Raw genomic sequence first — 19,534 nt, 5'->3', positions numbered from 1 at the left:
TATGATTGTTAAATCAGAATAATAGCAGAAGAAGGGAAGCGAGCTTTGGTTAAAACTATGGTGACAGTAGAAAAAGTCTTAAATGACATTGAAAAAAATCAGATGGCACCAGTTTATTTGGTTGTAGGCGAAGAACAGGTCAATGCTGAAAAGATCAAACAAAAACTGATCGCCAATTTCCCAGAAGAAGAACGTGAATTCAATATTGGAGTTTATGATATGGAGGAGGTAACGCTATCAACTGCGCTAGCCGACGCGATGTCAGTACCGTTTTTTGGGGAAAAACGTCTCGTGTTTATAAATCGACCGTACTTTTTGACTGGTGAAGCTAAAAAGCTAAAACTCGAACATGATCTAGATGAATTGATCGCTTATGTAAATGATCCTGAACCAACGACTGTATTAGTTTTGATGGCACCTTATGCTAAGCTAGATGAGCGTAAAAAAGTGGTCAAACAGGTCAAGCAAAAAGCTGTTGTAGTCGACAATAGTCCACTGACAGAAATGGCTGTACGTAAGTATTTATCAGCAGAGTTGGCTCGAAAAGGCTATACGATCGATCCGGAGGCTTTAGAGATCTTATTGCAACGAACTGACGCTAATTTGACCACGATCGCTAATGAGTTACCAAAACTACTATTGGTAGCTGAAGATAAACAGATCACTGTCAATGAAGTATCTGCGATGGTCTCACGCTCTTTAGAACAAAATGTGTTTGATCTAGTCGAACTTGTTTTGCAAAAAGATACGGCTAAAGCTTTGGAATTATATCGGGATCTATTGCAACAAAAAGAAGAACCTCTAAAGATCAATGCGATCTTAGAAGGTCAATTCCGGTTATTGCTTCAAGTTGAGATCTTACAAAAACATGGCTATGCTCAAGGCAATATTGCAAGTACGTTAAAAGTCCATCCGTATCGGGTCAAATTGGCTTTGCAAAAAACGCGGGTCTTTAAGCGCCAAGATTTAAAAAATGCCTATCTAGGCCTGATCCATATTGAGGAACGCTTGAAAACTACGACGCAAGAGCCAGAATTACTCTTTCAACTATTTATGCTTAATTTTGCTCAAAAAGCAGTCGTGGTATAACAAAAAAGAGCTTGGAATTTTCATTTCCAAGCTCTTTTTTGTTATCATTCATTATTTAGCTAAACGTGCAGCCATACGAGACTTGTCACGCGCAGCCTTGTTAGCTTTGATCAAGCCTTTAGAATGTGCGCGGTCAACAGCTGAAACTGCTTCGCGGTAGAGTTTTTCAACATCTTCTGCACCTGCAGTCTTAGCTTTTTCAAATTTTTTGATTGCTGTACGCATCTTGCTTAATTCAGCAGAGTTACGAGCGTTAGCTTTTTCGTTTGTTTTTACACGTTCGATTGCGGATTTGATAATTGGCATGAATGTCACCTCCACCTGTATGATCCGTAACGGTATCATCTAAATTTTCAACATATCTCATTATACAAGAGCGTTTTAAACAATGCAACAGAAAAATGAATTTGATGTCAAGAAATATTCCTTGACACTTACTCATAAATTTAAGACTTGCATTTTAAAGCAAAATCTAGTAGATTAGATTAAGTACAGATGTACCGGACCTATAACTTAGTTTGGCGACGACACCGACGACTTACTCGGTTTTAGGCAGAATTTTTGAAAGGTGGAAATACAATGGCTATTTCAAACGAAAAGAAAAACGAAATCATGAAAAAGTATGCACGTCATGAAGGCGATACAGGTTCAGCAGAAGTTCAAATCGCTGTTTTGACTGCAGATATCAATGAACTTAACGAACACGTACGTAGCCACAAGAAGGACTTTGCTTCCCAACGTGGTTTGATGAAGAAGATCGGTCATCGTCGTAACTTGTTGGCATACTTGCGTAACAAGGACGTTCAACGTTACCGTGAATTGATCAAGAGCTTAGGCTTGCGTCGTTAATCTCATTTTGAAGTGTTGCTAGAAGTGATTCTAGCAACACTTTTTTTCTGCCTGGATATAATTATTAACTGGTACCGTAATTATGGTATAATCATATATTGATAGGTCGATTTTCGACCCGTGTTAAATATGATAATTAAAATATTTTATACAAAAATCTAAAACAGAGGTGAGAATATGAGTGATATAAAGATCATTTCACTTGGTGGCGTACGTGAAAATGCTAAGAATATGTATGCTATTGAAGTGAATGATGATATTTACATCCTAGATTGTGGATTGAAATATCCTGAAAATGAATTATTAGGGATCGATATCGTGATTCCTGATTTTGAATATTTACGTCAAAATGCGCGCCGGATCGTCGGGGTGTTTTTGACACATGGACATGCTGATGCGATCGGAGCTTTACCATATTTCGTAAGTGAGTTTGATGTACCTGTCTTTGGTTCGGAATTGACGATCGCCTTAGCTAAAATCGCTTGTGAAAATGAAGAGATAGCAAAGAATTTTAATGATTTTCATGTTATCAATGAAAAAACAGAGATCGATTTTCCTAGCGCAACTGTTTCGTTTTTCAAAACAACTCATTCGATTCCAGAGAGTCTAGGGGTCGCACTAAAGACAGATGAAGGAACGATCGTATATACTGGTGATTTCAAGTTTGATCAAACTGCTTCGGCACAATATCAAACTGATCTAGCACGTTTGGCTGAGATCGGAAACGAGGGCGTTTTAGCGTTACTAAGTGACTCTGCAAATGCGGAAAATCCAAGTGAAACGGTCAATGAACGTGAGATCTATGATTTTATCAGTGAGACCTTTGAGTATCGAAAGGGACGGATCATCGTTGCCTGTGTTGCTTCCAATATCTCACGTGTTCAACAAGTTTTGGATGCTGCACAAGCTAACGATCGAAAAGTCGCTTTGACTGGGCATGACGTTGAAAAGATCGTTCGGACGGCTTTGAAATTAAATAAACTTCACTTGCCAAGTGATGATATTTTGATCCCGATCAAAGATATCAAACGCTATGATGATGATCAGATCGTTATCTTAGAGGCAGGGCGTTCAGGTGAACCATTGAAGTCCTTGCAAAAAATGGCTTTAAAACGTCATCGTTGCGTTTCGTTGCATGAAGGTGATCTTGTCTTTATCACGACAACGCCATCGCATGCAATGGAGACCAATGTGGCTAAAACACGTGATATGATCTATCGTTCTGGGGCTGATGTCAAATCGATCTCAGACGAATTGAATTCTTCTGGTCATGCTAGCAAAAATGACTTACAGTTGATGATGAACTTATTAAAACCACGATATGTTTTGCCAGTCCAAGGTGAATATCGTTTGTTAGCGGCTAATGCGCATGCAGCCACAGAAGTTGGTATTCCAGCGGAAAATATCTTCTTGCTAGCAAAAGGAGACGTGGCTGAATATACTCGTGGAAAAATGTTGGTTGCATCGTCGGTCGAAGTCGGTAATACGATGATCGACGGGATCGGAGTAGGTGACATTGGAAATATCGTGCTTCGTGACCGTAAGATCTTGTCTGAAGATGGGATCTTCATTGCAGTAGTCACGATCGATCGCAAGAAGAAAAAGATCGTAGACCGACCAAAGATCACATCAAGAGGTTTTGTTTACGTTAAGACAAGTCGAGATCTGATCGCTGAAAGTGCTGATATCATTACTAAAACTGTGCAATCAAATCTTGACAATAAAGAATTTGATTGGGGACACTTGAAACAAGATGTACGTGAACAGCTCAATCATTTTCTCTATGAGCAAACAAAACGTCATCCCGTTATTTTGCCAGTGATCATGGAGATAAATCAATATCATGGGCATGGTAAAAATAAGAATAATAATGATTCGCACAAATAATGCGATTTAAATTTATGAAGGTTGTAACAAAAAACATGTTACAGCCTTTTTGAATAAGGAAAGTGAACGATGGAACAAGAAGAATTATATAAAACTGGTTGTACTGCTTTAGAAAAGGGTGATTTTTTACAGGCTAAGGAATTACTATTACAAGCGTATCAAGCTAAAAAAACATTTAAAGTAAATTATTTGCTCTTTACAGCACTCAAAGAGTTGAGAGATCATGAAATGGCAAGTTTATTGGCTGAAGATTATCTGCTAGATTATTTACGAGATGATCAAAAATTGACAGAATATGTAACAGAGATGATCTATGCTGGTAAGGTCAGAAAGATCGAGATGACCTTAAATTTGATGGGTGGATTTATGTCGGCTAAAGAAAAAGATAACTTCACACGCTTGTTTGACCAAACTTTGGCGACTGTAAGGACGCAAACTGACGTGGATACTTTGACTAAAAAATTGAAGCATTTAGGTGCGCTCGATATTTTGGAGCAACGCCAAGTTTTTGAAGCTTCGGGAAGGTTGACTATTGCTGAATTTGTGGAAAGTGTTAGTGCTGATCTAATAGATGAAGATGTACATCCGTTGGTCAGAGCTGCTATCTTAGATGAATTGCGTTATCTTGGAAGTGAAAAAGCAGTCACATATCTGTTATTTACGGGGGAAAAACAAGATTTTGTTCCAGGTGATCTAAAGGAATTAGATGATTACGTAATGTATCAGCGCTTAGTTGCTTTGCTAGAAGCCGACCCTGAATATGCTGCAGGCCAAAAAGCTCAGATCTTAGCGGAATTAAAATTAAAATTGCAACTGCTTTATCCAAAATTGACAGCCCCATATGCTGATCCAGAGAAACTTTATGCGGTATTATTAGGAAAATCAGACTTAGAAGCACAAGAAAATGAATTTGCGCAAGCTTTGGAAAATAGTCTAGCACAGTGGATGGTTTAACTAATTTCAAATATTTTTTTAAAAAATTGGATTTTAGTATTTACAAAAATCAATAGTGACTATATAATAATTCAAGGTTTTCAGTTTAGAAGGAACCCGAGTAATAAATTGCTTGGCATTCTTGACTGAAAGTAGTATAATAAAATTTAAAGGATTATCGGCAGGATTGCAGATTTTCTTTGCAAAATTACAGGAGGTTCTATTAATGGCAAAAGAACATTACGAAAGAACAAAACCCCATGTAAACATCGGTACAATTGGACACGTTGACCATGGGAAAACAACTTTAACAGCAGCTATCACAAAGGTTTTATCTGAAAAAGGTTTAGCTCAAGCTGAAGATTACGCTTCTATCGATGCTGCTCCAGAAGAACGTGAACGTGGTATCACAATCAACACAGCACACGTTGAATACGAAACAGAAGGCCGTCACTACGCACATATCGATGCGCCAGGACACGCTGACTACGTTAAGAACATGATCACTGGTGCTGCTCAAATGGACGGTGCTATCTTAGTTGTTGCTGCAACTGATGGTCCTATGCCACAAACACGTGAACACATCTTGCTTGCTCGCCAAGTTGGTGTTGAATACATCGTTGTATTCTTGAACAAGTGTGACTTGGTTGACGACGAAGAATTATTAGACTTGGTTGAAATGGAAGTTCGCGACTTATTGAGCGAATACGATTTCCCTGGTGATGATATTCCTGTTATTCGTGGTTCTGCTCTTAAAGCATTGGAAGACGATGAAGATGCTAAGAAGAAGATCCTTGAATTGATGGATACAGTTGATGAATACATCCCAACACCAGAACGTCCAACAGACAAGCCATTCTTGATGCCAGTTGAAGACGTATTTACGATCACAGGTCGTGGTACTGTTGCTTCTGGTCGTATCGATCGTGGTATCGTTAAAGTCGGCGATGAAGTTGAAATCGTTGGTTTGAAAGACGATGTTCTTAAGACAACTGTTACAGGTGTTGAAATGTTCCGTAAGACACTTGACGAAGGTGAAGCTGGTGACAACATCGGTGCATTGCTTCGTGGTGTTGACCGTACACAAATCGAACGTGGTCAAGTTCTTGCAAAACCAGGTTCGATCCAAACACACAAGAAGTTCAAGGGTGAAGTTTACGTCTTGACAAAAGAAGAAGGTGGCCGTCATACTCCATTCTTCTCAAACTACCGTCCACAATTCTATTTCCACACAACAGACGTTACAGGTGTTATCGAATTGCCTGAAGGTGTAGAAATGGTTATGCCTGGCGATAACGTAACATTCTCCGTTGAATTGATCGCTCCAGTTGCTATCGAAAAAGGTCTTAAATTCACAGTTCGTGAAGGTGGCCGTACAGTTGGTGCTGGTGTCGTTTCTGAAATCGACGACTAATATTCTTTTGAATATTGAAGAAGGCTTGGGGTTATCCCAAGCCTTTTTTGTCTAAAAAATCGACTTTTTGTACTATAAACATTTACATTTAAAGCTTTCTAAGTTAAACTTAGTTAGTATGCAATTACTCAGTAAATTGTACAAACTATTTTACTCGGAGGGAAAATAATGTCTGTAAAATGGGAAAAAGAAGAAGGTACAAACAATGGTAAGTTGACCTTTGAAATCGAACCTGCAAAAATCAAGGAAGGTTTAGACACAGCATTTAACCGTGTCAAGAAAACTTTAAACGTGCCTGGCTTCCGTAAGGGTAAGGTTCCTCGTCAGATCTTTAACAAAATGTTTGGCGAAGAATCACTTTACCAAGATGCTTTGAACGCTGTATTACCTGAAGCTTATGCTAATGCTGTAGCAGAATCAAACATCAAGCCAGTAGCACAACCAGAGATCGACGTTGAATCAATGGAAAAAGATTCTACATGGGTCTTGACTGCTAAAGTTACGGTCGAACCAGAAGTTAAATTGGGTCAATACAAAGATCTTGAAGTTAAAGCACAATCAACAGAAGTTACTGAAAAAGAAGTTGATGCTGAAATCAAGAAATTACAAGAACAACAAGCTGAATTAGTGTTGAAAGAAGATCAACCAGCTGCTGAAGGTGACACAGTTGTTATCGACTTTGAAGGTAAAGTTGACGGTGTTGCTTTTGATGGTGGCAAGGGTGAAAACTACTCTCTTGAACTTGGCTCAAACACATTTATCCCAGGTTTTGAAGAACAATTAGTTGGTCATAAAGCTGGTGAAACAGTGGAAGTTAACGTAACGTTCCCAGAAGAATACCATGCTGAAGATCTTAAGGGTAAAGATGCAGTCTTTGAAACAACGATCCACGAAGTTAAGACTAAAGAATTACCTGAACTTGACGATGAATTTGCTAAAGACGTTGACGAAGAAGTTGATACTTTAGTTGAATTGAAAGCTAAGACACGTGAACGTCTTGAAGCACAAAAACAAAACGCTGCAAAAGAAGCTATCCAAGAAGAAGTTATCGATAAAGCAGTTGAAAATGCTGAAATCGGTGAGATCCCAGGTGCAATGATCGAAGAAGATGTACACCGTCAAATGGATCAATACTTAGCTGGTTTGCAACAACAAGGTATCAGTGCTGATATGTACTACAAACTCACAGGTTCTTCTGAAGAAGACTTGCACAAGCAATTTGAAAGTGGTGCACAAAAGCGTGTTAAGACAAACCTTGTCTTAGAAGCTATCGTAGCTGCTGAAGACATCAAAGCTTCTGAAGAAGAGATCGATGCAGAGATCAAAGAATTAGCTGCACAATACGGCATGGAAGAAGCTGCAGTTCGTTCAGCTCTTTCAGATGACATGTTGAATCATGACATTGCTATCAGAAAAGTCGTTAAAGAAATGACAGATTCTGCAAAACAAGTTTAATACTTGAGTGACAATATCAATTTAATCTTGTGATTTTAGGGATCGCAGCGGAATTTATCTGTTGCGATCCCTAAATTTATCCATTCACCTGATAAATAAAAAGTAAGTATTAGTTTTTAGTAGCAATGTCTGATAGAATATAAGTAATTATTAGATAAAGGTGATTTAGATGTACGAAAATACAGATCCAAACGAACCCGCAGTTTGCTCTTTTTGTGGCAAATCTGAGCGGCAAGTTAAAAGTATGATCTCGGGCCCTGGCGTGTATATATGTAATGAATGCGTCGAATTAGCCCAAACGATCATCAACGAAGAAAATAAAGCTAATGTCAAAGATGAATTTACTGATGTACCGACACCAAAAGAGATCGTTGATATTTTAAATCAATATGTTATCGGACAAGAACAGGCTAAAAAGACTTTGGCAGTAGCGGTGTATAACCACTATAAGCGGATCAATGCTTCATTTGACACTGCTGACGATGATACGGAATTACAAAAGAGCAATATTTGTCTTGTAGGGCCTACTGGTTCAGGTAAGACATTTTTAGCACAAAGCTTAGCTAAGATCTTAAATGTCCCATTTACGATCGCTGATGCTACGACATTGACAGAAGCGGGCTATGTTGGTGAAGACGTTGAAAATATCTTGTTGAAGCTTTTGCAAAATGCAGATTATGACGTTGAACGGGCTCAAAGAGGGATCGTTTATATTGATGAGATCGATAAGATAGCTAAGAAGAGTGAAAATGTCTCGATCACCCGTGATGTTTCGGGTGAGGGCGTTCAACAATCACTCTTGAAGATATTGGAAGGGACAGTTGCTAATGTTCCACCACAAGGGGGCAGAAAGCATCCACAACAAGAATTTATCCAAATCGATACAACAAATATCTTGTTTATCGTAGGCGGGGCTTTTGACGGTATCGAAACTATTGTTAAGAACCGTTTAGGAGATAAGACGATCGGTTTTGGCGCTGATAGCAAGCAAAACTATGATGAATCTAAGAGCATTATGCAACAGATCATTCCTGAAGACCTCTTGAAATTTGGCTTGATCCCAGAATTTATCGGACGTTTGCCGATCTTGACGGCACTTGAAAAGCTTTCTGAAGATGATCTAGTTCGGATCTTGACTGAACCTAAGAATGCTTTAGTCAAGCAATACAGCAAGTTACTTGAATTTGACGGGGTAAAACTCGAATTTGAAGAAGATGCTTTACGTGAAGTTGCTCACTTAGCGATCGAACGTAATACGGGAGCACGTGGTTTGCGCTCGATCATTGAAGCTACGATGCGTGATATCATGTTTGAGGTCCCAAGTAATAAAGAGATCGAAAAAGTTATCATTTCAAAAGATACAGTTTTAGGTGAAGCAGAACCTACCTTAGTGATGAAAGCCTAATTTTTAGTAAGCGTCTTTAAAATCTTAGGCAATTTTGGTAAAATTAAGTGCAGTAGGAATTTTAGGAGGTTAAGTTGGATATGAGTAAAGCACAAATCGGTGTTGTCGGTATGGCTGTTATGGGTAAGAACTTGGCTTTGAATATCGAAAGTCGTGGCTATAAAGTTGCGATCTTTAATCGTACTGGTTCAAAGACTGAGCAAGTTGTTGCCGATCATCCAGATAAAAATTTAGTTCCAAGTTATACGATCAAAGACTTTGTTGATTCATTAGAAAAACCACGTCGGATCATTTTGATGGTCAAGGCTGGTGCGCCAACAGATGCAACGATCAAGAGTCTCTTACCTTACCTTGATAAAGGCGATGTTTTGATCGATGGTGGGAATACTTTCTTTGAAGACACCATGCGTCGTAACGCTGAATTAGATAATTCAGGGATCAACTTTATCGGTATGGGTGTTTCTGGTGGTGAAAAGGGTGCCTTAGAAGGTCCTTCATTGATGCCAGGTGGACAAAAAGAAGCATATGATCTTGTGGCGCCTATTTTAGATCAGATCGCTGCTAAGGCGGATGATGGTGAAGCATGTGTAACTTATATTGGACCTAATGGGGCTGGTCATTACGTTAAGATGGTCCACAATGGGATCGAATACGGTGATATGGAACTTATCGCTGAAAGTTATAACTTATTGCGTAACTTGCTAGGTCTTTCAGTTGATGAGATCGCTGATATCTTCCATGAATGGAAAAATGGTGAGCTTGATAGCTACTTGATCGATATTACAGCTGATATTTTGACTCGTAAAGATGATGAAGGTACTGATAAACCGATCGTTGATGTGATCTTAGATCGTGCGGGCAATAAGGGAACTGGTAAGTGGAGTTCACAAAGCGCCCTTGAATTGGGGGTCCCACAATCATTGATCACCGAATCTGTTTACGCACGTTATATCTCTGCTCTTAAAGATGAACGCGTAGAAGCAAGTGAAGTTTTAGCTAAACCAAAAGCATTTGATGCTAAAAAGCTTGATAAAAAAGAAATTGTTGAAAAGATCCGCCAAGCGCTTTACTTTAGCAAGATCGTCAGCTATGCTCAAGGATTTGAACAAATGCGCTTTGCCTCTGAAAAATATGACTGGAATTTGGATTATGGCTCTTTAGCTAAGATCTGGCGTGAAGGTTGTATCATTCGGGCACAATTTTTGCAAAAGATCACAGATGCATTTGATAAGGAACCAGAATTGAAGAACTTGATGCTTGATCCATACTTTACTGAGGTCACAGCTAAGTATCAAGCTGCGGTCAGAGAAGTAGCTGCTTTAGCTATTCAAGCGGGGGTACCTTGCCCAGGCTTTACTAGTGCAATTACTTACTACGATCAATATCGGTCAGCTGTTTTACCAGCAAACTTGATCCAAGCACAACGTGATTACTTTGGGGCACATACTTATGAACGTGTCGACAAAGAAGGTAATTACCACTACGAATGGTATCACGAAGAATAAACTAGTCAGCAAAAGGGGGTACGGATTGAGCGTATCCCCTTTTTTAGGCAAAAAATCAAGCATGATTATTACCTAAAAAATTATAATTAAATATCCAAATTTAATGCTGGGTGGCAAGATAATAAGAAGTATGCTATAATTAATCTTTCTTAAGGTAAAATTAATGTATACTTATTGATGACATCAATGTTAGAATTAAGTATGTTATCATTAAATAAATAATAAAAAATTTAACAACAAGATTTAGGAGTGTGGAATAATGAGTAAGATACTTATCATCGAAGACGAAGAAAATTTGGCTCATTTCGTTGAACTTGAATTAAAGCATGAAGGATATGAAACTTATGCTTGTGAGAGTGGTCGGACTGGTTTAGAAGTAGCTTTGAGCGAAGAATGGGATGCCATCTTACTTGATTTGATGCTTCCTGACTTGAATGGTCTTGAAGTATGCCGTCGTGTACGCCAAGTTAAAAACACCCCAATTATCATGATGACAGCTCGTGATTCTGTGATCGACCGTGTATCTGGTTTAGATCATGGAGCAGACGATTATGTGATCAAGCCATTTGCGATCGAAGAATTATTAGCTCGTTTACGTGCAGTGTTGCGTCGAGTTGATCTTGAAAGTGAATATAATTCATCTAAGCAAACAACCGTAAGTTATCGTGATCTTGTGATCGAAAAAGAAAATCGTGTTGTACGTCGTGGTGATGAGATCATTGAATTGACAAAGCGTGAATATGAATTGTTATTGACATTGATGGAAAATGTCAATGTAGTTTTAGCCCGTGATGTGTTATTAAAAGAAGTTTGGGGTTATGAATCACAGATCGAAACCAATGTTGTGGATGTTTATATTCGCTACTTACGTAATAAGATCGATCGTCCAGGTGAAGATAGCTATATCCAAACTGTACGTGGAACCGGCTATGTAATGCGTTCCTAATGTGTATTCGAAAGGCTATTTTGCATAAAAAACAGCTAAAAGATAGTCATGCAAAACCATTCTTCTCACTTAAGCTAAAATGGTCGGTTGGTACTGGGATCGGAGTTTTGCTGATTTTTGCTGTTTTTTCAGTCCTACTTTTTCAAAGTTTTTCGAGTCTATTGCTAAATCAAGAAAAACAATATGCACAAGAAGCGTTGGATACAGCCGTTGAGAGTTTAGCGACTAATACTAAAGAATTGACGCAAGATCGAGCTGAACATTCATTGAGTTTGCGAGTGCATAATGAACGGAACATAAAAGAATTACAGACACTTTATTCAAGTTCATTTTATACCTCACTGACACGTGAAAATATCAGTATCAGTGTCTACAACCTTTCAAACGAAATGGTTTTTGCTTCACGAGATGTGCCTGTAAAGTTTGAGCAGGCTGAATTAACTGAGGAAAGCAAGATCAAACATACATCTGCGTATAATGTTTTGGTTTTAGGAAAGAAAGTTTTTTCTGAGAGAGATAAGCATCTGATCGGATATGTTCAAGTTACTAATGATCTGGTCAATTACGATCAGACTAGGCGCAAATTGATCTTGATCTTTTTAGTGTTCTCTTTGATCGCTGCGATCGGGATCGCTTTACTCAGTTATGGCTTATCGTCTTGGCTATTAGGGCCGATCGACCTGATAAATGACACGATCGGTAAGATAAATGGTGATGATGAAAGTGATGCTTTAGCTAATTTACGTGTGCCCGAACTTAAGCATGAAGATGAATTGGCCGAATTAGGGCGTCTATTTAATAAGATGCTCGATCGAATGCAACGGTATATCGAACAACAACAGCAATTCGTGGAAGATGTTTCGCATGAACTTCGGACACCAGTTGCGATCATTCAAGGACATCTATCTCTTTTGAAGCGTTGGGGCAAAGATGACCCAGCAGTCTTAGATGAATCGATCGAGGCTTCCTTACAAGAGATCGCTCGGATGAAGAGTTTAGTTCAAGAAATGTTAGATCTTTCTCGGGCTGAACAAGTTGAGATCCAATTTGGTAAGGAGATCACAGATGCCAAGGAAGTCGGTTTACAGGTGTTCAATAACTTCCAGATGATCCATCCAGACTTTACCTTTGTACTAGATAATGATCTTAAAGATATCACTAATGTTCAGATCTATCGTAATCACTTAGAACAAGTTTTGATCATTTTGATGGATAATGCGGTCAAGTATTCACGTGAACGCAAAGAGGTCCATATGACATTATCTAAAAACATCAACGATATTGATATCGTGATCCAAGATTTTGGCGAAGGGATCTCGCAAGAAAATATCGATCGGATCTTTGACCGTTTCTATCGTGTTGATAAAGCACGAAGTCGAGATAAAGGCGGTAATGGCCTAGGGCTTTCGATCGCGCGGCGTTTGATCGAGGGATATCACGGTAAACTAGTCGTTGAAAGTGCTGTGGGACAGGGGTCGGTCTTTCGTGTTTCCCTACCCTTAGTTAAAAATAAAGATAAATAAAAAATAGGTTTTTCCAGCTTTGGAAAAACCTATTTTTTATTTATGACGATTTTGTTTACCAGCATTGCGCTTCTTTTTAGAAGTAATTGGAGTAGTCGATGACTCAATTGTGGTTTCTTTAGCCTCAGTAACTACTTTTTTAGGTTGCTTAACTGGATTTTTCTTTAGATCTGCCAAGACTTCTTTTCTAATGCGGGGACGCATATAATTGATGATCAAAGTTTGAATACATGCAAAGATCCCACCGACAAAGAAATAAAGCCCCAAACCAGCAGGAGAGATGTAAGTCATGAAAGTGATCATCAGTGGACTAATGATCATCATTTGACGCATTTGAGCTCGTTGTGCTTCCGGTACACCTAGAGTCGATAACCATCCTTGAAGTGCATAAACGACAAAGGAAAGAGCAACTAGGGTGAAACTCCGCTGTCCGAGGTTGATCCCATAGAAGTAGGATTGCGATAACTCAGGTGAATACTGGATCGCAGCATAAAGTGCAGCAAAGATCGGCATTTGGATCAAAAGTGGCAAACAGCCGATCCCGCCAGTCATTGAAATGTTATTATCGCGGTAAAGCTGCATCATTTCTTGGTTGATCGCCATTCTTTCTGCATCGCTAGTGGCTTCTTTTTGACGCTTGGTAATGTCTTCCATCAACGGTTTGATGTGAGCGATCTTTTCTTGTTGGATCGTAGCATTTTTAGACTGCTTGATCATGATCGGCATCAAGACTAATCGGACGATGAAAGTGATCACGATGATCGCCCATCCTAAACTATTACCTAAGATCTGTGACAGCCAAACTAAAACATGTTGAGTTGGCACTGCTAAGTTATCATAGACAAAACCATAGGGCTTACCCGAGGCGGTGTGTTGGACACAACCACTCAGAAATAACATTGCTGAAGCCATGATCGCAGCAATAGTTAATAATTTTTTGTTTTTCATAGGTCAATTCCTTTCACTTATGAATAAAGGTATCGTTATTAACTATACTGGAAAAAAAGCGATATTTCAATGTATAATCCGCAAGAACCGTGAGTTACATATATGCCACGCTAAAACGCGTATAGCTATTTTCTGGGATCGATTTGAGAATGACACGATCAACGCGCCCTGCTGGGGTAGGCGAAGCTTTGACGCCTTCGATAAAGGCAGAAAGCTTTTCGGGGTCACCTTGTGCTTCAATGTAAACAGAGCCATCATTTTTATTTAAAACTTTACCAGTGACTCCGATCTGATCAGCTAAGATCTTAGTCATATAACGAAAGCCAACTCCTTGAACGATACCGTGTACTTCTAAACTGATTGCTGCCAATTATCCCATTCCTTTCGTAAGATATTTCTAGCTATATTATACTACAGGAAAGAAATTTGCTAAAAAATAATAACTTCGCTAAACTTATAGAGTGAACAATCAGTAGTGAGAGGTGCGATGAAAATGAAAATTGGGATCGATAAGATTGGCTTTTTTACATCACATTTGTATGTAGACATGGCTAAACTAGCTCAAGCACGAAATGAAGATCCAAATAAATATTTGATCGGGATCGGTCAAACCAAAATGGCGGTTATCCCACCGACACAAGATGCAGTGACCTTAGCAGCTAATGCCGCTATTAAGATCTTGACAGTAGAAGATAAAGAAGCGATCGATCTAGTGATAGTTGCTACGGAATCAGGAGTAGACAACTCTAAATCAGCCGCAGCTTACGTTAGTGAACTGTTGGGGCTATCTCATGAGATCAGAACGATCGAATTGAAACAAGCTTGTTATGCGGCAACTGCTGGCTTACAGTTAGCCAAGGGGCATATTGCTTTAGCTCCAGATAAAAAAGTGCTAGTGATCGGAAGTGACATTGCCCGCTATGGCTTGAAGACACCGGGTGAACCGACACAAGGTGGTGGTGCAGTGGCAATGTTAGTTTCTAAAGATCCTAAACTTGTTACCTTAGAGGCAAAAAGTGCGTATTATGCTAAAGATGTTATGGATTTTTGGCGCCCGCTTTCCCAAACTGAGGCTAAAGTCGACGGTAAGTTTTCGGCTAATATTTATCTAGAATTTTTTGAGAAAGTCTATCAAGACTATTTAGCAAAGACGGGTCTTAAGTTAACTGATTTTTCAGCGCTATTGTTCCATTTGCCATACACTAAACAGGGGTTAAAAGGTCTGCGTAAGGCCTTAGAAGATGTTGATCCGATGATAGCCAGTCATTATTACACTGAATTTGAAGCAAGTCGCAAGTATAATATGGTAACTGGAAATCTATATACTGGCTCGTTATATTTGAGCTTGTTATCTCTTTTAGAGAATACCGATACATTAAAAGCCGGAGATCGGCTAGGCTTTTTTAGCTACGGTTCTGGGGCTCAAGGTGAGTTTTTCTCAGGGCGCTTACAGCCTAATTATAAAGAAGCCCTTACTTACCAAACTTCTGAAATGTTAGAGATGCGGACAGAAGTTAGTGTTGCTGAGTATGAACAGATCTTTACAGCGATCTTAACAGATGATCATGATCGAAAACTTGATACTTCAAAAGATCCTGCTAAATTCGTGTTAGCTGGGATCAAAGATTTTAAACGACAATATTTGAAAAAATAAATCATAAGGACCACCTTTTGCGTATCTATAAAGTATAGATAGTGAAAGGTGGTTATTTTTATGAAGTTTGAAAATAGTGAAGAGATCGTTTTAGCTAAGTCGGCCCAAGTAGTGATCGACCGTTATTTGGAACTCAGTATGAATGTGATCGCAGAATTTATTGCTAATTGTGACCAGATGTCATTTTTACAATGTAAGAAATTATTAAGTGCAAAATATCGCAATCGCGCGCAAAATACGGCAAATGAGTTTTTTGAGTGTACGTTAGAGGCCACCTTTATTTTACTTGAAGAGATCTTTTTGAAAAATCAGCCTTTTTTTCCTGAGCTTTTTATGGGTATCTGTAGTGGTAAAATGAAATTTTTACTAATTCAAGGAGTAATAGTAAATCAAAAGATCGATCCTGAGCAACGATTTATTGTTTATTTACACAAAGGTCGTTACTTTATTTACTTTATCGAACAAACTCCACCAGATAAAGCTAATTTAGCTAGATTAGATCTCTTTTTTGGTGGAAATAAGTTATTGAAATTGAGTAATGGTCAGCGTTTTAATTATTTTAGACAGCTCAGTAAAAAGCAACATCGCTATTACAAACAATATAAAGATCCGATCCGCGCCTATCATGAGCAGATCTGCCTGCAGATCATGGCTTTACATCCAAAAAAATTAGCGGTTACAGTCAATAATAAAATAACAGGCGCCTATTTAGAGGAACAGTTGCGGTTAAGAAAGAGGTTAAATGAGATAATGAAGCAAGAACTCAACCCTGATAATTGATAATTTTAAGTTTTTTTGTAACAATAGAGCTATGAACATCTTGCTCTCAACTGGGCAATTACGAAATAGAGGAGATACTTATGGCTAATCCAAATCAACTTAGTTTATCAGATCATAAACAAGCAACTAAAAGCTTGACTAAGGCACTTCTAAATAAAGTGGCCTATCTAGAATCTTTTGAAAAAGCTGTTCAAGACCAAGATGATCGTTTGGTATACCAGCTGATCGATGGTAAACGTTATGCAACTGAGATCTTAAAACAAGATGGGGCTGAAGTTGATGATACCCATGAACATCTTGTACGTGATAGTTACGCTAAGATAAGTGATTATTTGAGTAAGAACTTGATCGATTATTTATGTGAGATGTACCCATTTTTCTATTTTGAAGAAACTGCGATCGGACAGTATCAATTTTTCTTTGGAAATTGGTGGGGGAGACGATTATTTGGAACGTTAGATGTATTAAACGTCAAATTCAATTTTAATGAAACTGAATATCAAAAATTGGCACGTGCTTTTACATTGGAAAGTGAAAATAAACGCTTGAATAGCGATCAGATCGCGCTCTTATCGCAACAATCAGATGAGTTACAAGAATTGATCGATGGTCAAAATGAGCGTGATCAACGTAAAGATGAACTTCGCCAAGAGATCAAACGGACATCACAAGAAAAGGTGATGCCTTGGGAAGCTTCAAAACTCAAGGAATCTAAGCAAAAATTGATCGATGAATTATCCTATCTATCTGAACTGGATGAAAAAGCGGGGAGTGCGTACCGTCAGATCCGTGAAAATGAGGAAAAGGTCTTAGCACTTTCAAAAGAAGATACTTTGATGGGCTATGAAAAACAAAGCATCGTAGCTAAATTTGGTAGCTTTGAAAACTTTGAAGCGCATAACGCAGCATTATACCGTAACTATATTGCAGATTTGATCGCTAAGCAAAAGTAGGTGAACAAAAATGACGAAAGAATATGAAAAACCAACGGAAACATTTCAACCAACTAAGGAGAAAAATGCTGAAGAGCCCAGTGCATATGCGGGTTCTTTGAGTACAACAGGGCGGTTGATGTCATATAACGATCAATTAAAAGAAAGCCTTAAGCGAGGGATCCACTTTACCGAAGTTTTGGATGAGTTGATCAATACTGATGACAAAAACGTTTTGCTAGAATCAGTTATGATGTTGACTGATTATCGCTTGGATACAGCATATTTGATCTTCCCACAGCAATACAGTAGGGCTGACTATTACTTGATCTTTTTGAATCGTTTATTGCAACTTCATCAAAACGAGCAAGTTATTTTGCAATCCAGTGATCATCAAAATGAGCTTTACCATGAGTTTCCGGGAATAAACATGGAAGGCTACTTTACATTTAAGATCGATGAGAACATGCGTGAAGGAGCATATTACGTCGATAAAAATACTGGAGCGCGTTTGTTTTATATCAACTTTAAGCGTCAGTTGATCCGTTTTAATAGTCAAGCTTTAACTGAGCTATTAGTTGTTGATTATAGTGAAAAATTTGATTATAAGACTGTAAAACGTTTTGAAGAATATTTAGTTGCGATCGGTAAGTATTTTAAAGAGGATTACGGTTTTGATGTTGATTTTAACTTACTTGATGCTTCTAATAATGCAAGTTATCAAATCTTTTCAGCCGATGAGCCACGTGAGGCATTAGATAAACTCTTTATCATCAGTGCAGATGCAGGATATATGTTAGTAGCTGGTGAAAGTGGTCGTGCAGTCTTGCAATTGAAGAATAATGTTGTTGTTTCTATTTTGAGGCAAGCAGAACATGATGATCTAAATAATGCAAGTTGGGTCATTAAGGTCCATGATGAAGATCATAAAGTAGCTTGGTTCGATATTTTATACCAGTATGAGTTTATTAAGGATTGGTATTTAGAAAATTTGACGAGTCTAGCTATCAAATCAGATGAGAGATTTTTTTAAGGACTAACGTATGGATATTACAAAATTAGCTAAAATTCAAAGACAGATCAATACAAAGAATTATTTTCAAAATCTGAATAGAGAAAAAGATGAGTTTGTTTACAGTGAGCTAAGCATAGCAGTGGCCGAACTGTTTAGTAAGGTAGGTCAAGCAGATGAAACGACTTGTTTGAAAGCATATTGCAAAGTATTAGCTGCATTTTTAGGTGTTGCCAATACCAAAAAATGGGTCTATCTACTATTATTGACACCAGAACAAGAGGAAAAGTTGGCTTCTAAATGGCGATCGCGTTCTGAGGCGACTGTCTACCTCACCTTGCAACAGCAGATCCTAAAATCTCATTTAGAACGTCGAAATGAGTATTTAGTACGAGCTTGGAATATTTTTATCAAGTTTGGTTTAACAGATTTGAAGTATTCACCTGAAATGATCGAATCCTGTTTTGCAGATTTATATATGAGAAAAAGTTAGATGATTTTATTCGTTTAAATTTAAATCAATTTTAGTATGAGATAAGGCAAGAAACCATCACGATACAGAACATTGTGGTGGTTTTTTACCTTATGTTTCGTTGATGACAATAACTATTTTTGAAGACTAAATAGACATAGTCTCAAGCTATTTTTTGAACTTAAATTAGATGCAATGGGAATATTATTTAAAAATGTTGAAAAATAACGCAAAAATTGCACAAAATGTTTTCACTATATTGTTTTAATAAAATTAATATGCTAAATTTTTATTGATAAAAATATTAAGTAAATATTAATTTTAGGAGGACGCTATGGGTTCGAAAAACAATCTAAAACTTCGCTCTGAAAAAATGGCACAACGCAAAACAAAGTATAAAATCAAAAAGTTAAATGTAGGAGTAGCCTCTGTGATGGTCGGGGCTTTACTTGCTTTTTCGAACGCAGACGCTGTTAACGCAGATGTGGTCGATACTGCAACTAATGATGAAAAAACGACTCAGCTTACTGAGAGTACTGAAAATGAGACGAAAGTAGCTTTAACCGAAGCACCAGAGGAAAATACAGTTGCTGCTATATAAAACGTGAACAAACGTAATCAAATATATCAAATGATTACATTTGAGAAAGAAATATAGCTTTTCCTTTCCTAATTTTATTTACTACCATCAACGCTAGTATTCCCATATCCTAACAAGAGGGTAATGACA

19 protein-coding genes are annotated in these 19,534 nt (G+C 38.1%); 16 read left to right on the top strand and 3 right to left on the bottom strand.

Features of this window, described 5'->3' with window-relative positions; all coding sequences use genetic code 11:
• Positions 1–57 precede the first annotated feature (57 nt).
• Positions 58–1,089 (top strand): DNA polymerase III subunit delta, encoded by a 1,032-nt coding sequence (gene holA / locus Q9Q35_RS00730; protein WP_304651712.1) that lies wholly within the window; start codon positions 58–60, stop codon positions 1,087–1,089.
• 51 nt (positions 1,090–1,140) lie between these two features.
• Here the strand turns inward: holA and rpsT are convergent, their stop codons facing one another.
• Entirely contained in the window at positions 1,141–1,395 is a 255-nt protein-coding gene (gene rpsT / locus Q9Q35_RS00725; RefSeq protein WP_004048909.1) for a 30S ribosomal protein S20, read from the bottom strand.
• A gap of 273 nt (positions 1,396–1,668) precedes the next feature.
• On the opposite strand from rpsT, the gene rpsO reads away from it, so the two are divergent.
• The 9 genes from rpsO (at position 1,669) to Q9Q35_RS00680 (ending at position 13,006) form a co-directional block, all read left to right on the top strand.
• The gene (rpsO, locus tag Q9Q35_RS00720) at positions 1,669–1,938 is read left to right on the top strand and encodes a 30S ribosomal protein S15 (RefSeq protein ID WP_004048905.1); all 270 of its coding nucleotides are present in this window, start codon (positions 1,669–1,671) and stop codon (positions 1,936–1,938) included.
• Between the two features lie 177 nt (positions 1,939–2,115).
• Positions 2,116–3,825 carry a ribonuclease J gene (locus Q9Q35_RS00715; protein WP_304651701.1) on the top strand — a complete coding sequence of 570 codons (1,710 nt, stop codon included), beginning with the start codon at positions 2,116–2,118 and terminating at the stop codon, positions 3,823–3,825.
• Between the two features lie 69 nt (positions 3,826–3,894).
• On the top strand, positions 3,895–4,779 hold the full coding sequence (locus Q9Q35_RS00710; RefSeq protein WP_304651700.1) for a hypothetical protein: 885 nt from the start codon (positions 3,895–3,897) through the stop codon (positions 4,777–4,779).
• Between the two features lie 205 nt (positions 4,780–4,984).
• Positions 4,985–6,172 carry an elongation factor Tu gene (gene tuf / locus Q9Q35_RS00705; RefSeq protein WP_010688796.1) on the top strand — a complete coding sequence of 396 codons (1,188 nt, stop codon included), beginning with the start codon at positions 4,985–4,987 and terminating at the stop codon, positions 6,170–6,172.
• Positions 6,173–6,340: 168 nt separating this feature from the next.
• Positions 6,341–7,627, top strand: coding sequence for a trigger factor (gene tig, locus Q9Q35_RS00700; RefSeq protein ID WP_304651699.1), 1,287 nt, complete (start codon positions 6,341–6,343; stop codon positions 7,625–7,627).
• Between the two features lie 169 nt (positions 7,628–7,796).
• Positions 7,797–9,032: an ATP-dependent Clp protease ATP-binding subunit ClpX gene (gene clpX / locus Q9Q35_RS00695; RefSeq protein WP_304651698.1), complete on the top strand. Its 1,236-nt coding sequence runs from the start codon at positions 7,797–7,799 to the stop codon at positions 9,030–9,032.
• Positions 9,033–9,112: 80 nt separating this feature from the next.
• Positions 9,113–10,537 (top strand): NADP-dependent phosphogluconate dehydrogenase, encoded by a 1,425-nt coding sequence (gene gndA / locus Q9Q35_RS00690; RefSeq protein WP_304651697.1) that lies wholly within the window; start codon positions 9,113–9,115, stop codon positions 10,535–10,537.
• 259 nt (positions 10,538–10,796) lie between these two features.
• Positions 10,797–11,483: a response regulator transcription factor gene (locus tag Q9Q35_RS00685; protein ID WP_004048888.1), complete on the top strand. Its 687-nt coding sequence runs from the start codon at positions 10,797–10,799 to the stop codon at positions 11,481–11,483.
• Positions 11,483–13,006 carry a HAMP domain-containing histidine kinase gene (locus tag Q9Q35_RS00680; RefSeq protein WP_304651696.1) on the top strand — a complete coding sequence of 508 codons (1,524 nt, stop codon included), beginning with the start codon at positions 11,483–11,485 and terminating at the stop codon, positions 13,004–13,006. Before Q9Q35_RS00685 ends, Q9Q35_RS00680 begins: the two co-directional genes overlap by 1 nt.
• Positions 13,007–13,042: 36 nt before the next feature.
• Here Q9Q35_RS00680 and yidC read toward each other — a convergent pair whose 3' ends face one another.
• A complete protein-coding gene (gene yidC / locus Q9Q35_RS00675) occupies positions 13,043–13,954 on the bottom strand; it encodes a membrane protein insertase YidC (RefSeq protein ID WP_304651695.1) in 912 nt (303 codons plus the stop codon).
• A gap of 94 nt (positions 13,955–14,048) precedes the next feature.
• Positions 14,049–14,324 carry an acylphosphatase gene (locus Q9Q35_RS00670; RefSeq protein ID WP_304651694.1) on the bottom strand — a complete coding sequence of 92 codons (276 nt, stop codon included), beginning with the start codon at positions 14,322–14,324 and terminating at the stop codon, positions 14,049–14,051.
• A gap of 123 nt (positions 14,325–14,447) precedes the next feature.
• Between Q9Q35_RS00670 and Q9Q35_RS00665 the strand changes: the two genes are divergently transcribed.
• The 6 genes from Q9Q35_RS00665 to Q9Q35_RS00640 all read left to right on the top strand — a co-directional run bounded on the left by Q9Q35_RS00665 (position 14,448) and on the right by Q9Q35_RS00640 (position 19,405).
• Positions 14,448–15,608, top strand: coding sequence for a hydroxymethylglutaryl-CoA synthase (locus tag Q9Q35_RS00665; protein ID WP_304651711.1), 1,161 nt, complete (start codon positions 14,448–14,450; stop codon positions 15,606–15,608).
• 60 nt (positions 15,609–15,668) lie between these two features.
• On the top strand, positions 15,669–16,388 hold the full coding sequence (locus tag Q9Q35_RS00660) for a hypothetical protein (RefSeq protein WP_304651693.1): 720 nt from the start codon (positions 15,669–15,671) through the stop codon (positions 16,386–16,388).
• An 80-nt stretch (positions 16,389–16,468) separates the two neighbouring features.
• Positions 16,469–17,341 (top strand): exonuclease SbcC, encoded by an 873-nt coding sequence (locus Q9Q35_RS00655; protein ID WP_304651692.1) that lies wholly within the window; start codon positions 16,469–16,471, stop codon positions 17,339–17,341.
• 10 nt (positions 17,342–17,351) lie between these two features.
• Positions 17,352–18,353 (top strand): hypothetical protein, encoded by a 1,002-nt coding sequence (locus Q9Q35_RS00650; RefSeq protein ID WP_304651691.1) that lies wholly within the window; start codon positions 17,352–17,354, stop codon positions 18,351–18,353.
• A gap of 10 nt (positions 18,354–18,363) precedes the next feature.
• Positions 18,364–18,825 carry a hypothetical protein gene (locus Q9Q35_RS00645; RefSeq protein ID WP_304651690.1) on the top strand — a complete coding sequence of 154 codons (462 nt, stop codon included), beginning with the start codon at positions 18,364–18,366 and terminating at the stop codon, positions 18,823–18,825.
• A 313-nt stretch (positions 18,826–19,138) separates the two neighbouring features.
• Positions 19,139–19,405 (top strand): YSIRK-type signal peptide-containing protein, encoded by a 267-nt coding sequence (locus tag Q9Q35_RS00640; protein ID WP_304651689.1) that lies wholly within the window; start codon positions 19,139–19,141, stop codon positions 19,403–19,405.
• The last annotated feature ends 129 nt before the right edge of the window (positions 19,406–19,534 follow it).

Origin of the sequence: uncultured Ligilactobacillus sp., assembly GCF_948826705.1 — a bacterium.
Classification (GTDB): domain Bacteria; phylum Bacillota; class Bacilli; order Lactobacillales; family Lactobacillaceae; genus Ligilactobacillus.
Note: the sequence above shows the minus strand (reverse complement) of the source record. Positions and strands in the feature narration are given on the sequence as shown.

Excerpts from the sequence above, each read along its gene's own strand:
- tuf (WP_010688796.1), top strand. The coding sequence starts at position 4,985 with ATGGCAAAAGAACATTACGAAAGAACAAAACCCCATGTAAACATCGGT.
- yidC (WP_304651695.1), bottom strand. The coding sequence starts at position 13,954 with ATGAAAAACAAAAAATTATTAACTATTGCTGCGATCATGGCTTCAGCA.
- Q9Q35_RS00715 (WP_304651701.1), top strand. The coding sequence starts at position 2,116 with ATGAGTGATATAAAGATCATTTCACTTGGTGGCGTACGTGAAAATGCT.
- rpsT (WP_004048909.1), bottom strand. The coding sequence starts at position 1,395 with ATGCCAATTATCAAATCCGCAATCGAACGTGTAAAAACAAACGAAAAA.
- Q9Q35_RS00650 (WP_304651691.1), top strand. The coding sequence starts at position 17,352 with ATGACGAAAGAATATGAAAAACCAACGGAAACATTTCAACCAACTAAG.
- Q9Q35_RS00710 (WP_304651700.1), top strand. The coding sequence starts at position 3,895 with ATGGAACAAGAAGAATTATATAAAACTGGTTGTACTGCTTTAGAAAAG.
- tig (WP_304651699.1), top strand. The coding sequence starts at position 6,341 with ATGTCTGTAAAATGGGAAAAAGAAGAAGGTACAAACAATGGTAAGTTG.
- Q9Q35_RS00660 (WP_304651693.1), top strand. The coding sequence starts at position 15,669 with ATGAAGTTTGAAAATAGTGAAGAGATCGTTTTAGCTAAGTCGGCCCAA.
- Q9Q35_RS00645 (WP_304651690.1), top strand. The coding sequence starts at position 18,364 with ATGGATATTACAAAATTAGCTAAAATTCAAAGACAGATCAATACAAAG.
- gndA (WP_304651697.1), top strand. The coding sequence starts at position 9,113 with ATGAGTAAAGCACAAATCGGTGTTGTCGGTATGGCTGTTATGGGTAAG.
- Q9Q35_RS00680 (WP_304651696.1), top strand. The coding sequence starts at position 11,483 with ATGTGTATTCGAAAGGCTATTTTGCATAAAAAACAGCTAAAAGATAGT.
- Q9Q35_RS00685 (WP_004048888.1), top strand. The coding sequence starts at position 10,797 with ATGAGTAAGATACTTATCATCGAAGACGAAGAAAATTTGGCTCATTTC.
- Q9Q35_RS00640 (WP_304651689.1), top strand. The coding sequence starts at position 19,139 with ATGGGTTCGAAAAACAATCTAAAACTTCGCTCTGAAAAAATGGCACAA.
- clpX (WP_304651698.1), top strand. The coding sequence starts at position 7,797 with ATGTACGAAAATACAGATCCAAACGAACCCGCAGTTTGCTCTTTTTGT.
- rpsO (WP_004048905.1), top strand. The coding sequence starts at position 1,669 with ATGGCTATTTCAAACGAAAAGAAAAACGAAATCATGAAAAAGTATGCA.
- Q9Q35_RS00665 (WP_304651711.1), top strand. The coding sequence starts at position 14,448 with ATGAAAATTGGGATCGATAAGATTGGCTTTTTTACATCACATTTGTAT.
- Q9Q35_RS00655 (WP_304651692.1), top strand. The coding sequence starts at position 16,469 with ATGGCTAATCCAAATCAACTTAGTTTATCAGATCATAAACAAGCAACT.
- holA (WP_304651712.1), top strand. The coding sequence starts at position 58 with ATGGTGACAGTAGAAAAAGTCTTAAATGACATTGAAAAAAATCAGATG.